The organism is Cytophagales bacterium, assembly GCA_033344775.1.
Taxonomy (GTDB): Bacteria; Bacteroidota; Bacteroidia; order Cytophagales; family Cyclobacteriaceae; genus JAWPMT01.
The window spans coordinates 362303-377522 of record JAWPMT010000002.1 but is presented as its reverse complement, the minus strand read 5'-3'; the positions used below and the strand labels follow the sequence as shown (position 1 = coordinate 377522).

Genomic DNA, 15220 nt, shown 5'->3' with positions numbered 1-15220 from the left:
GACGATTCACCGAAATCTAGCGCATATACGAAACTTAAAATCATGCCGTGATGAGTGTGTTTTAATCATATAATTTGCTTGTATTTGCTAAAATGCCAGATATTTAGATCTAAACAAGTACATTAATTTTATTGACGAAACTAAACGACTACTTTTTTACCCCATTTCATTTTTGAACTCAGATTATTACTTCTTTTAAAGCTCATGGAAGATTTATTACTGGATCTTAAAAAGCACAATATTTCCATCAAATTAGTCGGCGACGATTTAAAGCTCACTGTTCCAAATGATTTTCATAATAAGGAAATTTTCGAGAAGATAAGACGCAATAAGAAAGACATTATAGCTAATCTCAAATCCAACTCAAACGAACCTACGAGTGACTGCATCACCCCTTGCGGAAGCAAGCCTTATTATGTCTTATCTTCAGCTCAGAAGAGAATGTATTTCTTACAGTCTCTCAACAAGCATTCAGTGTCCTACAACATTCCCGTAATCCTTCAGGTCAAAGGCAGATTAAGTTTGGAAAAATTCAAGACCACAAGCTTGAAACTCATAGATAGACACGAAAGCTTAAGAACAAGCTTTCAAGTGATCGATGGTGAAGTGCATCAAGAAATAGCTCAAAAAATACCCTTTACCGTTGACTATCTTGAAGCTGAGCCATCAGCAGTTGACTCAATCATCGATCAGTTTATTCGTCCCTTTGATTTAAGTAAATCGGGACTCATCAGGATTACTTTGGTTCGGCTATCGCAGGAAGATCATTTGTTGCTGTTAGACATGCATCACATTATTACTGATGGACTTTCCAAGGACATCCTAATTAAAGATTTTATGGCGCTCTATCTTGGGGAAGAGCTTGAGCCTCTGTCCATACAATACAAAGATTACGCAGAGTGGCTATCCCAAAATGGACAGCATAACAAAATGTCCCAGCGTAAGTCTTTCTGGTTAAATGAGTTTGCTGATAATTTAAATATCCTTCAACTGCCCATTGATCATCCCAGAACACAAACAAGGAGTTATACTGGAAGTTTCAGGGAGTTTTCTTTTGATGAGAAAACAACGTCCCATTTATGGTCTCTTTGCAAGAGAGAGAGGACAACCATGTCCATGCTTATGTTAACGTTTCTCAACGTGTTATTGAGTAAGCTAAGCAATCAGGAGGATGTAATTGTCGGAATACCTGTATCTGGCAGAGAACAACCCGAGCTAGGAGGAATTTTAGGGATGTTTGTCAATACACTCGCAATGCGGAATTATCCTAAAGGAACGAATAGTTTTGTCGATTTTTTAAATGACGTAAAACGCAGATCGTTAAATTGTTATAAAAATCAATCTTATCCATATGAGGAGTTAATTGAACAACTAGATTTAGTTCGTGACATCAACCGTAATCCTTTATTTGATGTCATGCTTTCCTATCAAAATTTTGAAGAGGCCGAGCTTGTACTCCCTGGATTAACGCTAAGCAGGTATTCCTATGGCGCTGAGCCTGCTAAGTTCGATTTGTCTTTGATTGTGACGGAATCCAAAGAATCATTGTCCTTGAATTTTCAATATTCGACGGAGTTGTTCAAAGAGGCGACTATAGAAAGGTTCATTAACTATTTCAAGCGTATTGTGAACGCAGTAATTGAAGATCCTGATCAGAAACTGTATAGCATAGACGTCCTCTCTAAAGCGGAGAAACACCATTTGCTGCATACCTTCAACGATACAACTGTAGCCTACCCGAAGGATAAAACAATTGTTGACTTTTTTGAAGCTCAGGTAGAAAAAACACCGGATCGGGTTGCACTTGTATTTAAAAACAAAGCATTTACCTACAGAGAACTTAACCAGCGCGCTAATCAGTTGGCTAATTATTTGCTGGAAATGTGCGCAATAGTACCCAATGATTTAATTGGCGTGCAATTGGATAGAAGTGATCGAATGATCATTTCGATTTTAGGTGCGTTGAAATCCGGAGGAGCTTATTTACCTATAGATCCTACCTACCCGAAGGAGCGCATTGATTTCATTAAAAGGGACAGCAAGGCCAAAGTTATAGTTGACCAGGAGGTGCTAGCATTATTCGAGGCGCAATGTTCAAACTACCAAACACACAACCTAAAAACGTCGACCAGCTCCTCTGACCTCTTGTACGTAATTTATACTTCAGGCAGTACGGGTAATCCAAAAGGGTGTATGCTCACACACCAAAGTATAATCAATCGAATCGATTGGATGTGGCATAAGTATGGATTTGAATCTTCAGATGTCATCCTTCAAAAAACAACCAATACATTTGATGTTTCAGTCTGGGAAATTTTTATGCCTCTCTGTTGGGGTACAAAAATGGTTCTCTGTGAAAAGGAAGACACGCATACGCCGACACTGATCACAAATTTGATTAGAAAGCATGGGGTATCATGTTTACATTTTGTGCCAAGCATGCTTTCTGCTTATATCAGAGAGGAGTTCGGAAAAGAAGATTTACAAGAGCAACTCAAAAGCTTACGACGGGTAATAACGAGTGGGGAAGCATTGCCCATAGAGACCGTTCAGACCTGGTACAAAACACTGAATATACCTATCCAAAACCTTTATGGTCCAACTGAAGCTTCTATAGATGTAACCTCCTTTGAAGTCTCAAAATCCAATGAAATAATACCTATTGGTAAACCTATCAATAACACCACGACGTACATTCTTGATCAGTATCATAGGCTGCAACCCATTGGTGTTCCGGGAGAGATTTGCCTTGGTGGGGATGGGTTGGCAAAAGGGTATTTGAATCGTCCCGACTTAACTGCGGAGAAATTTATTGCTCACCCTTTTCAATCTGGGAAACGGATTTATAAAACAGGGGACCTTGGCAGGTGGCTACCGGATGGTAACATAGAATTTCTGGGCCGTATCGATGATCAGGTAAAGATCAGAGGTTTCAGAATTGAGTTGGGGGAAATCGAAAATCAGTTATTGACTCATGATCAGATCGCGGAGTCTGTAGTTGTGGTGAAACAACAGGATGAAGATAAGTATTTGGTTGCTTACTATGTATCACCTGAGGAAATTGATAGTTCCAGTCTGAGAGGTCATCAATCTGAACAATTGCCAGATTACATGCTCCCCTCATTTTATGTTCACTTATCGGAATTTCCACTTACCCCAAATGGAAAAATAGACAAAAAGGCATTACCCGATCCTGAGGTTAGCGCATCGGAAGATTACTTAGCTCCTTCTACACATACGGAAAGCCAACTAGTGGATATTTGGTCAGACGTTTTAAAGATAGAGCCGAATGCCCTCAGTGTAACCCGTAGTTTCTTCGAACTAGGTGGACATTCTTTAAAAGCAATAAACCTGATCAATCAAATCTCCCAATCGCTCAATAGTCAACTCAAGCTTAGAGATTTATTTGATCATCAATCTATTCAGAAACTGGGGTCATTTATTGATCAATTGGATTCATCACAACACATTTCCATAGCCCCGGCAATAAAAAAATCTCATTACCCCTTATCTCCTGCGCAACGGAGAATGTACTTTTTGTATGAGCTCGATAAACACACTCAGGCCTATAACATGCCTCAGATCGTTCGGTTAGTTGGTGCTTTAGATAAAGAAAGACTAGAAGGAGCTTTTAATCAATTGATCTCCAGACATGAGAGCCTTCGAACCAGTTTTGAAGTGATCGATGGTGAAGTATATCAAAAGATAACGGAAGCATCGGAGTTAAAGGTTGAATATTTAGAAGCGAAGGAATCGGAAATTGAGGCGATCGCTGAACAATTTATTCAACCCTTTGACTTGAGTAAGCCAGGTCAGATAAGGGTTACTTTAGCTCGTATCTCTTCAGAAGAACACGTGCTGATGGTAGACACACATCACATTATCACTGATGGTGTGTCGAATGAGATCCTGCTCAAGGATTTCATGAACTTTTATAAAAAAGAAGCATGCTTATCGCTGCCTTTGCAATACAAAGATTATGCGAAGTGGCTCCAAGGTAAGGAGCAACAAGAGATCATGTCAATTCATCAGACTTTTTGGAATGATCAATACAAAAACGAGCTAAACGCACTTGAGCTACCCACTGACTACCCAAGGCCTCAGATAAAAAATCATACCGGCGATTTCATAGGCTTTACATTCAGTAATGCAACCACTAACGCGTTGAAATCGCTCTGCCAAAAAGAAGAGAAAACCATGTTTATGGTCTTGCTCTCTGTGTTCAATGTACTATTAAGTAAGTTGAGCAATCAGGAAGATATCGTAGTGGGCACACCAACAGCGGGCAGATCTCATGTAGCGACTGAATGTATCATCGGAATGTTTGTCAACACACTCCCACTACGAAACTATCCTAAAGGAGAAATGAGCTTTGTGCAGTTTCTCGACGATGTTAAACAGAGGGTTCTGGCCTGCTTCGAGCACGAGTCATACCCATATGAACAATTGGTCGAAGACCTGGCTATCCCTCGCGAAACCAGTAGAAACCCACTGTTTGACGTCATGTTCTCATTCCAGAACTTTGAAGAGGTCAATTTAGCGCTCCCAGGCCTTAAGCTGAGTCAATTTAGCCTCCCGAGCTATATGTCCAAATTTGACCTTTCATGGACAGCAAGAGAAGTCGATGACGAATTGGAAATAGGTGTGACATATTCCACTGAGTTGTTCAAAAAGGCGACTATTGAAAGGTTTATCGACTATTTCAAGTGTATTGTAGATGCAGTAATTGAAGATCCTGATCAGCAACTATTTGAAATAGACATCCTCTCAAAGTCAGAGAAACACCATTTGTTGCATACCTTTAATAATACAACTGTAGACTACCCAAAGGATAGGACAATTGTTGACTTGTTTGAAGCTCAGTCAGAAAAAACTCCAGATCAGGTAGCGGTGGTTTACCAGCAGCAACGACTTACCTACAGGGAGCTCAATCATAATGCAAACCAACTAGTCAGCGTATTACTTCAGCATACCTTTCAGCAAAAAGATCGTGTAGCAATTTTAGCTGATAAATCTATTGAAGTCATCACAGCTATGCTTGCAGTATTAAAAGCAGGCATGGCTTATGTACCTATTGATCCTCAATACCCAGAAAAGAGGATAAAACATGTATTGAATGACGCCAGGGTCAATATTATACTAACGAATATTCCTGTTTCACTGAGCATCTCAGAAAATCGCAAGATTATAAACCTGAAAGATGTCGCTAAAAGTGAATCACCAAAACTTGAAAAGTTTGATTTGCCCTCTAGCAACATAGCCTATATTATGTACACATCTGGCACTTCAGGAAACCCCAAAGGTGTCATGATTACCCACAAGAATGTAGTCAGACTTGTCCAAAACCAGAGTTATACTATTTTAAATTCAACCAGGAGGATTATACTCGCCGGAGCTTTATCATTCGACTCTTCTACTTTCGAAATTTGGGGGAGTTTGCTCAATGGAGGCACACTTTACATAGCAGATAAATTCACTTTACTTGATCCTGAGTTGTTTAAGAAAGCAATGGTTAATTGGGAAATTAACTCACTATTTTTAACGGCTTCACTTTTTAACCAATATGTAAACAGGCAATCGGACATTTTTGAAAAAGTAAATCATGTATTAATCGGAGGAGATGTAATCTCGATGAATCATGTGGAAAGATTAAGGCATAAGTTCCCTGAGATTCAAATATCAAATGTGTATGGGCCCACTGAGAATACAACTTTTTCAACACATTATAATGTGACTGATCATGATAAGTTGAATTTACCTATTGGTAAACCTATTAATAACACCACGACGTACATTCTTGATCAGTATCATAGGTTGCAACCCATTGGTGTTCCGGGAGAGATTTGCCTTGGTGGGGATGGGTTGGCAAAAGGGTATTTGAATCGTCCCGACTTAACTGCGGAGAAATTTATTGCTCACCCTTTTCAATCTGGAAAACGGATTTATAAAACAGGGGACCTTGGCAGGTGGCTACCAGATGGTAACATAGAATTTCTGGGCCGTATCGATGATCAGGTAAAGATCAGAGGTTTCAGAATTGAGTTAGGGGAAATCGAAAATCAGTTATTGACTCATGATCAGATCGCCGAGTCGGTAGTTGTGGTTAAACATCAGGAGGAAGATAAGCATTTGATTGCTTACTATCTATCACCTGAGGAAATTGATAGTTCCAGCCTGAGAAATCATCAGTCCGAACAATTGCCAGATTACATGCTCCCCTCATTTTATGTTCACTTATCAGAATTTCCACTCACCCCCAATGGGAAAATAGACAAAAAGGCATTACCTGATCCGGAGGTTAGCGCATCGGAAGAATACTTAGCTCCTTCTACTCATACGGAAAGCCAACTAGTGGGTATTTGGTCAGACGTTTTAAAGATAGAACCGAATGCCATCAGTGTAAGCCGTAGTTTCTTCGAATTAGGTGGGCATTCTTTAAAAGCAATAAACCTGATCAATCAAATCTCCCAATCGCTCAATAGTCAACTCAAGCTTAAAGATTTATTTGATCATCAATCTATTCAGAAACTGGGGTCATTTATTGATCAATTGGATTCATCACAACACAATTCAATAGCCCCGGCAACAAAAAAACCTCATTACCCCTTGTCTCCTGCGCAACGGAGAATGTACTTTTTGTATGAGTTCGATAAACAATCTCTGGCCTATAACATGCCTCAGATGGTTCGGTTAGTTGGTGTTTTGGATAAAGAAAGACTAGAAGGAGCTTTTAATCAATTGATCTCCAGACATGAAAGCCTTCGAACCAGTTTTGAAGTGATCGATGGTGAAGTATATCAAAAGATAACGGAAGCATTGGAGTTAAAGCTTGAATATCTAGAAGCGAAGGAATCGGAAATTGAGGCGATCGCTGAACAATTTATTCAACCCTTTGACTTGAGTAATCCAGGTCAGATAAGGGTTACTTTAGCTCGTATCTCTTCGGAAGAACACGCGCTGATGGTAGACACACATCACATTATCACTGATGGTGTGTCGAATGAGATCCTGCTCAAGGACTTCATGAACTTTTATAAAAAAGAAGCATGCTTATCACTGCCTTTGCAATACAAAGATTATGCTGAGTGGCTCCAAGGTATGGAGCAACAAGAGATCATGTCAATTCATCAGACTTTTTGGAATGATCAATACATAAACGAACTAAACGCACTTGAGCTACCCACTGACTACCCAAGGCCTCAGATTAAAAATCATACCGGCGATTTCATAGGCTTTACATTCAGTAATGCAACCACTAACGCGTTGAAATCGCTCTGCCAAAAAGAAGAGAAAACCATGTTTATGGTCTTGCTCTCTGTGTTCAATGTACTATTAAGTAAGTTGAGCAATCAGGAAGATATCGTAGTGGGCACACCAACGGCGGGCAGATCTCATGTAGCGACTGAAGGTATCATCGGAATGTTTGTCAACACGCTTCCACTACGAAACTATCCTAAAGGAGAAATGAGCTTTGTGCAGTTTCTAGACGATGTTAAACAGAGGGTTCTGGCCTGCTTCGAGCACGAGTCATACCCATATGAACAATTGGTAGAAGACCTGGCTATCCCTCGCGAAACCAGTAGAAATCCACTGTTTGACGTCATGTTCTCATTCCAGAACTTTGAAGAGGTCAAATTCGCGCTTCCAGGATTAAAGTTGAACCAATTTAGCCACCAGAGCTACACGTCGAAATTTGACCTATCATGGACGGCAAGAGAAGTCGATGACGAATTGGAAATAGGAGTGGCATATGCCACGGACTTGTTCAAAGAGGCGACTATCGAAAGATTTATCGACTATTTCAAGCGTATTGTGGACGCAGTAATTGAAGATCCTGATCAGCAGCTATTTGAAATAGACATTCTCTCAAAGGCAGAGAAACACCATTTGTTGCATACCTTCAATAATACAACTGTAGACTACCCAAAAGATAAGACAATTGTTGACTTGTTTGAAGCTCAGGTAGAAAAAACGCCGGATCACATAGCGGTGGTTTACCAGCAGCAACGACTTACCTACAGGGAGCTCAATCAAAAAGCAAATCAGTTCGCTTCGTACTTAATTAAACAAGGCGTTTCGGCAACAAATATTGTAGCCGTGAAAATTGATAGATCTGCGGAACTCATTGTCGGAATATTAGCCATCATGAAAGCCAGTGGCACTTATTTGCCGATAGACGCTTCCAATCCTGAAAAGAGAACGCGACAGATATTACAGGATAGTGGAGCAAAGTTACTCGTCACAACAACCAATCATGAATTCACTTACGACAAGGATTTTAGCGCAATTGGTATCGAACAAGAAGAGGTCCAGTTCGAAAGCAATGATAATGTTCACCTTAACATTGATCCTTCGAATTCAGCTTACATCATATATACGTCTGGGTCGACTGGAAAACCGAAGGGTGTAATCATTTCACACCGATCTGTAGTAAACTTGATTTACTCTCAGCAGCATGAGTTCAATCTTGAAGCAGATGAACGAATCTTACAATTTTCCAATATCGCCTTTGATGCTTCAGTAGAACAAATCTGGCTGGCGCTGTTGAATGGATCATCATTGATCATGATAGATCAACAGACCATCAATGATGAGCAAGCCATTAATACTTTTATCGCGCAACATCACATCACACACCTCCACACAACGCCTTCTTACCTGGAGAGCATTCGATTGGAGCGACATGAAAGCCTCAAAAGAATCATAGCGGGAGGTGATATTTGCAATCTACGATTAGCAGCTAAATTCAAGAACCATTGTGCGTTTTACAACGAATATGGGCCAACCGAAGCTACTGTTACTACTACTGAATACAAGTACGAAAAAACCTGGTCCAAACGCACACTATCCATTGGAAAACCTATCCATAACACGACAATATACCTACTTGATCCGTATCATAGGCTGCAACCCATAGGTGTTCCGGGAGAGATCTGCATTGGTGGAGACGGGTTGGCAAAAGGGTATTTGAATCGTCCTGAATTAACTGCGGAGAAGTTTATTTCCCACCCATATCAATCAGGAAAACGGATTTATAAGACCGGAGACCTTGGCAGGTGGCTACCTGATGGTAACATAGAATTTCTGGGTCGTATTGACGATCAGGTAAAGATCAGAGGTTTTAGAATCGAGTTAGGGGAAATCGAAAATCAGTTATTGACCCATGATCAGATATCCGAATCTGTAGTTGTGATTAAAAATCAGGATGAAGATAAGTATTTGATAGCCTACTATGTATCACCTGAGGAAATTGATAGTTCCAGCCTGAGACGTTATCAGTCTGAACAGTTGCCAGATTACATGCTCCCCTCATTTTATGTACACTTGTCAGAATTACCACTAACCCCAAATGGAAAAATAGACAAAAAGGCATTCCCTGATCCTGAGGTAAACGCATCGGAAGATTACGTAGCTCCCTCTACTCACACGGAAAACCGACTAGTGGATATTTGGTCAGACGTTTTGAAAGTAGAACCCACTGCCATCAGTGTAACCCGTAGCTTCTTTGAATTAGGTGGACATTCCCTCAAAGTCATTAATCTGATCTATCGCATTAGGGAATCATTTAAAACAGACATTTCACTAGTCGATTTTTTTACAACACCAACAATTCTTGGTCTTCAAAAAATAATTGATGGGAATGATCATAAATCACCTGATCTCACCGATGAGGATATCATTCTCTTAAAAGAAGAAAGTCAGAAATCAGATCATTTATTTTTTATCCATGATGGAAGCGGTGATGTTCAGTCCTACATTGAACTAGTAAAGAACATAACATCCTTAAACTGCTGGGGTTTAAGAAGCCCATTGCTAAGGCAATCTCACCCGGAAGGCATTAAAATAGAAGACATTGCTGCGTCCTACATAGGTAGAATAAAAGCGATTCAACCTGAAGGCCCCTACCGACTGGCAGGTTGGAGTATAGGAGGAGAGATAGCCTATGAAATGGCTGTACAACTTGAAAAATCAGGAGAGATTATTGAATTACTGTCCGTGATTGATTCTGTTTTCAATAACCAGCAAAATGTGGTCTATCAAGATTTTTCTCTAAGCCACGAAAAAAAGATGTTCAAGCAATTATTACCAGCCACATCGGATGAATTAGCTGATTCAAAGAGTGTGGAACAGCTTTGGGAAAATTGCATCGATGCGGCAGAAAAAAAGCAAAATTATTTGCAGGAATTTAAGGATATGATTCCTGATAATATCTTGTCTACGATCCCAAATTTTGAAAAACTTACCGCCAGGCAAATGATCTCATCTTTGAATACGATACGTTCTTTCCTTGCGGCTTCGGTCAATCATCAAGCATCAGACTCATTATTGGGGCAAGTGGCTTATTTTAATGCAAAGTCAACCGCCATTGATGAAAAAATAATTTTCAATTTATCGGCTGACAAATTGCATTACTTTGAATTGCAGGGTGATCATTTTACGATTTTACAAGACCAATCAGCAAAACAAATTTCACAGGTAATGAATAATCTCATCAAAAAATAGCAATCAAAACAGGAAGGCATTGCCATTGACTTGACAATGCCTTGGTTTCGTAGGAATGATTATGAGCTCAAGGATTTAATCAAGTATAGTATAAAATAGCTGACAAGATCACACTACTGTCTTTATCACCTCTAACCCATTAAGTAGTTCTTTTTTGCTAATATTTATTGGGGGCATGAGCTTTAGTATGTCACTATTTTTACCACATATATCCACTAAAACATTGTTTTCAAACAGTTTCACTTGAAGATCTTCTGCTCTTTCCGCATTACCAACAAAGAGTCCCCTCATCAGTCCTCGACCCTTCAGTTGATATGATGACTGATGGTTCAGATAATCAAAAAAACCGTCAATGAGTCGTGCTTTTTCTTGAACCGAATTCTGAAATTCATCTGTCTTCCAGTATTCGCTTGCCTTGGCACCAGTGATAAAAGCAAGATTGTTGCCACGAAATGTACCATTATGCTCACCAGCATTCCAACAATCAAGGTGGTCTTTGAGCAAGTTCATTGCAAATGGTAAACCCAGACCTGACAATGATTTAGACAGGCAAATGATATCTGGTGATAGCCCGGATGGTTCAAAACTAAAAAACGTACCTGTTCTGCCACAACCCGCCTGGATATCGTCCACGATGATCAGGATTCCGTGCTGTTTTGCTATCTCTTGAAGTTGTTGAAGCCAAAGCGTGGGTGCCACATTCATACCACCTTCAGCCTGGACAATTTCCAGGAGAATAGCAGCCGGCATCTCGTTGGGATCACTATTGCTGATGAGATTATCAAGCGCCACAAGATTCGGATCATCTTGAGCAAATGGAATTTCAACGGTCTGTTTAAAATAGTCAGGGTGGGTTGCACGGCTCCTCATCCCAGAAACGGACATGGATCCATACGTCATGCCATGAAAAGAATTTTGGAAATACACAATCTTCTCACGTTTCGTGTACTTACGCGCTAGTTTAATGGCAGCCTCAATACTGTTGGTGCCCGTAGGACCACAAAACTGCATTTTGTACATCATACCTCTGGGCTCCAATACATTGTCCTGGAACGCACGCATAAAAGCCTGTTTTGCTTCAGTCGCTTGATCCAGACTATTGATGATTCCGTCTTTCATCAGATAGTCAATCATAGCTCCTTTCATTTCAGGCTCATTATGACCGTAATTCAATGAACCAGAGCCACTGAAAAAATCAAAGTACTGCTCGCCATCGGTATCGACAAGAAAACAGCCTTTTCCAGTAGAAAATACCGTGGGGAACAGACGGGAATAAAACCTCACATTAGACTCAAAGTCTTCAATACTGGTCTCAAAGTCTACTACGGGTAATGTGTTCATTTCAATGTGATTTAAGGGGCTAGTTGTACTCATTAGAATAGATCAATTATTTCGTTTAAGTCAGGCGCTTCTTCCGCCTCTGAATCCTGATATTGTCCTGTTTTTCTTGCTTCAATATGCATCGCCAGGTCTCGAATGCTCGGACATTCAAATAGATCAACGACACTGATATTGGACATAAGTTCACTGTTAATTGTTTTAAGCATTTTTACCATGCTTATTGAGTTCAATCCTAAATCAAAAAAGTTATCATGGATACCTATACTCTCCTCCTCTTTTTCAATTTCTGCAGCAAGGATCTGAACTAGTTTTACCTCTATCTCCAATTTTGGAGCCATGTATTTATCCTTTACTGGGGTTCCAATGGATTGATTTAATGCATCCATATCAATCTTCTCATTAGATGTGAGGGGAAATGACGTCAATTGGATGAATAAACTTGGAATCATATAAGCAGGTAAGCTTCTGGAAAGGTGTTTTTTGATACTTACTAGGCGCTCTTCAACTTCAGAAGAAAAATAAGCAACAATGATTTTGTTGCTGCCCTCACCTTCCACCACGGCCACAGCATTTTTGATCGTACTTTTTAATTGTAGGGCAAGTCCAATTTCATCCAGTTCAATCCTATACCCTCTCACTTTTACCTGATTGTCTTCACGACCCAAAAATTCAATGTTACCGGCTGCATTCCACTTACAATTATCCCCTGTTTTATACAGCCTCTTTTCAGCGATGGAAGGAAAAGTTACAAATCGACTTTTCGTTAGTTCTTCACTCTCAAAGTAACCTTCTGCAAGTCCAACCCCTCCAATGAATAACTCACCTGGCACGCCAATAGGACATGGCTGACCGAAGGGATCCAGGATGTATACTCTGGTATTCGCTACGGGTCTTCCAATAGGAATATTGGTTTGACCTTCCTGTATTTCATAGGTCAAACACGTGACCGTAGTTTCCGTAGGTCCATAATGATTGTAGACAGGAAAAGGTTGCTTCTTGAAAAAGGATAATCGTTCTCCCCCAGTGATCATCATCCTTAAAGAATCATTACTTAGTTTAAAGAATGCTTCACAAAGGACCGGCGGAAGAGGCAATACGGTAATGCCTTTATTTTCTGTAAAAGCTTTAAGTTCAGCAGCATCTACAATGGTTTCTTTGGAGATATACTGAAGTGTAGCTCCTGAAAGAATTGTGGGATAAATTTCTTCTACACACGCATCATAGGCCAGACTGAGGTGTTTGCCTACTACATCCTTTTCCGTAATGTTATATTGTCGAATACTCCAACATACATAGTTGACCAAAGATCTGGTCTTTATTTTTACACCTTTCGGTTTACCTGTGGTACCCGAAGTATATATGATATAAACCAAATCATCAGGGGATGATATCACTGCAGGCGGATCAACTGCATATTGTTTCTCATTATCCTGAAATCTCTGCAATTCCAGGTTATCAACGATCACCTTGCATTGACTATCACTTTTTATATAAGTCAACCTTTCGTCAGGAGCCTCAGCATCCATTGGAACATAAGCAGCGCCAGTCTTCAGGATCGCCAAAATGGAAATGATCTGCCATTCATTCTTTTCTATCAATAAGCCAACACGTCCTCCTCTTTCAACACCATGATTTGCGATAAGATAAGATGCCAATTTGTTTGAGGTTTCCTCCAACTGACGGTAAGTAATCTCTCTTGATACGCACTTGATCGCTACTTTTTCAGGAAATGACACTGCTTTGTCCCGAAAAAGGTCAACTATAGTTTTTTCTTCCGGGAAATCAGTGTCCGTATCATTGAACTCAACAAGTAAACGGTGTTTTTCATCATCGGTGAGATAGGTATGATCGGTGATCCGTTCACCAGGATTAGTGATCAGTTGAGCCAATAATTGCTTATAGTGACGCAACAGGCCTACGATGATCGCCTTATCATATACATCTTCATTGAATAATAGATTTAGTCGAATACCTTGTTCATCATCACTAATTGAAAGGTCTATATCAAATTTGGGATTGGCGGGTCCAAGGTCATGTACTTGATCATCATGTGCCTGGGAGGAGCTGTCAAATAATTGTGATTGGTGTTCTTGTTGATTCTGTAACACCATCATAAAATCAAAGATCGGATTCCTTGAAGTATCCCTTGGAAGGTTAAGCTGCTCTACCAAATGATCGAAAGGATAAGCCCAATGGTCGTATGCAGATAATACGCTGGTTTTTACCCGGTCATACAACGTAAGAAAATCATCTTCCGGTTTTACCTCATTTCTAACAGCTATTGTATTGAGGTACAACCCTATCTGGTCTTCCAATTGCTTATGGTCCCTGCCGGCAATAGGACTGCCGATAATGATATCCTGCTCTTGTGTGTAACGATACAAAAGTGCGGTCCAGCTCGCCATCAACCCCACAAACATGGTCCCACCATTTAGCTTATTGAATTCCCTTAGGCGATCAGCTTCTTGTGAAGATATGCTCGTAGACAAATGTCGTCCACGGAAAGTTTTCACTTTTGGGCGGATTTTAGAGGAAGGAAGGTCCAGTACCGGCAAATTTCCCGAAAGCCTGTTTAACCAATATTTTTCATGCTTCTCAAAAAGAGGATGTTGCAACTGATTGACTTGCCACGCTGCATAATCTTTATATTGAATTGAAAGTGGCTGTAACTCTAAAAATGACCTTTGACTATGGTATTGATAGAACGCGAATACATCCTTTTTAAGTACTTCAATGGACCATCCATCGCTTATGATGTGATGCAGATTGATGTAAAAGATATGTTCTTGCCCTGCCAGGTGAAATAAGGTGATCCTAAACAATGGAGCTTTATCCAGATCGAAAGCAACTTTTGAATCTTGTTCAATAAAGTCGATTACCTCTTGTCTGGCGTTAGGCCTGTCGGTATAATCTTCATGAGCTATTGACAAGTCGAACTCCGAAGAAGGGATGACCCACTGTTTGATATTGCCACTTGAATCCTCTTTAAAAACAGTCCTTAACACTTCATGCCTGTCAATTACAGAAGCAATGGCTTTTTCAAACAATTCAAAATCGTAGTTGCCAGCAAGCTCAAAGTATCCAGGCTCATTATAAATGGTGCGTGCTTGCTCAAAGTGTGATTGAACCCAAATACGATATTGCGCTGAAGATAGCACATACCCTTCTTCTGAGTCTGGGACTAAAGGAATTGAATTGGGGTCCCGTGTCAAATAGTTAATCAATTCCTCTTTATTGACCTTTATTTTGGCCACTAAGTCATTGGGGAGTGTTTTTGAATTGAATTTTAACTTAAGGTTTCCATCCTGAACCGAAATATCAATTTCGTTCTTTTCCAACTCCATTAGTAATTCCCTCATATCCTTTTCCATTGATT

The 15220-nt window shown here is 40.1% G+C and carries 3 protein-coding genes; 1 reads left to right on the top strand and 2 read right to left on the bottom strand.

Translation table 11 applies throughout. The annotated features are described in order from the left end of the window. Positions 1–204 precede the first annotated feature (204 nt). The gene (locus R8G66_05960) at positions 205–10503 is read left to right on the top strand and encodes an amino acid adenylation domain-containing protein (GenBank protein MDW3191885.1); all 10299 of its coding nucleotides are present in this window, start codon (positions 205–207) and stop codon (positions 10501–10503) included. 108 nt (positions 10504–10611) lie between these two features. Here R8G66_05960 and R8G66_05955 read toward each other — a convergent pair whose 3' ends face one another. Continuing rightward, positions 10612–11844, bottom strand: a complete 1233-nt coding sequence (locus R8G66_05955; GenBank protein ID MDW3191884.1) for a diaminobutyrate--2-oxoglutarate transaminase — start codon at positions 11842–11844, stop codon at positions 10612–10614. Between the two features lie 32 nt (positions 11845–11876). Next, positions 11877–15203 (bottom strand): amino acid adenylation domain-containing protein, encoded by a 3327-nt coding sequence (locus R8G66_05950; protein ID MDW3191883.1) that lies wholly within the window; start codon positions 15201–15203, stop codon positions 11877–11879. Positions 15204–15220: the final 17 nt, after the last annotated feature.

What these genes read in the sequence shown, in the direction of transcription:
- R8G66_05960 (MDW3191885.1), top strand. Translation starts at nt 205, where the DNA reads ATGGAAGATTTATTACTGGATCTTAAAAAGCACAATATTTCCATCAAA.
- R8G66_05950 (MDW3191883.1), bottom strand. Translation starts at nt 15,203, where the DNA reads ATGAGGGAATTACTAATGGAGTTGGAAAAGAACGAAATTGATATTTCG.
- R8G66_05955 (MDW3191884.1), bottom strand. Translation starts at nt 11,844, where the DNA reads ATGAACACATTACCCGTAGTAGACTTTGAGACCAGTATTGAAGACTTT.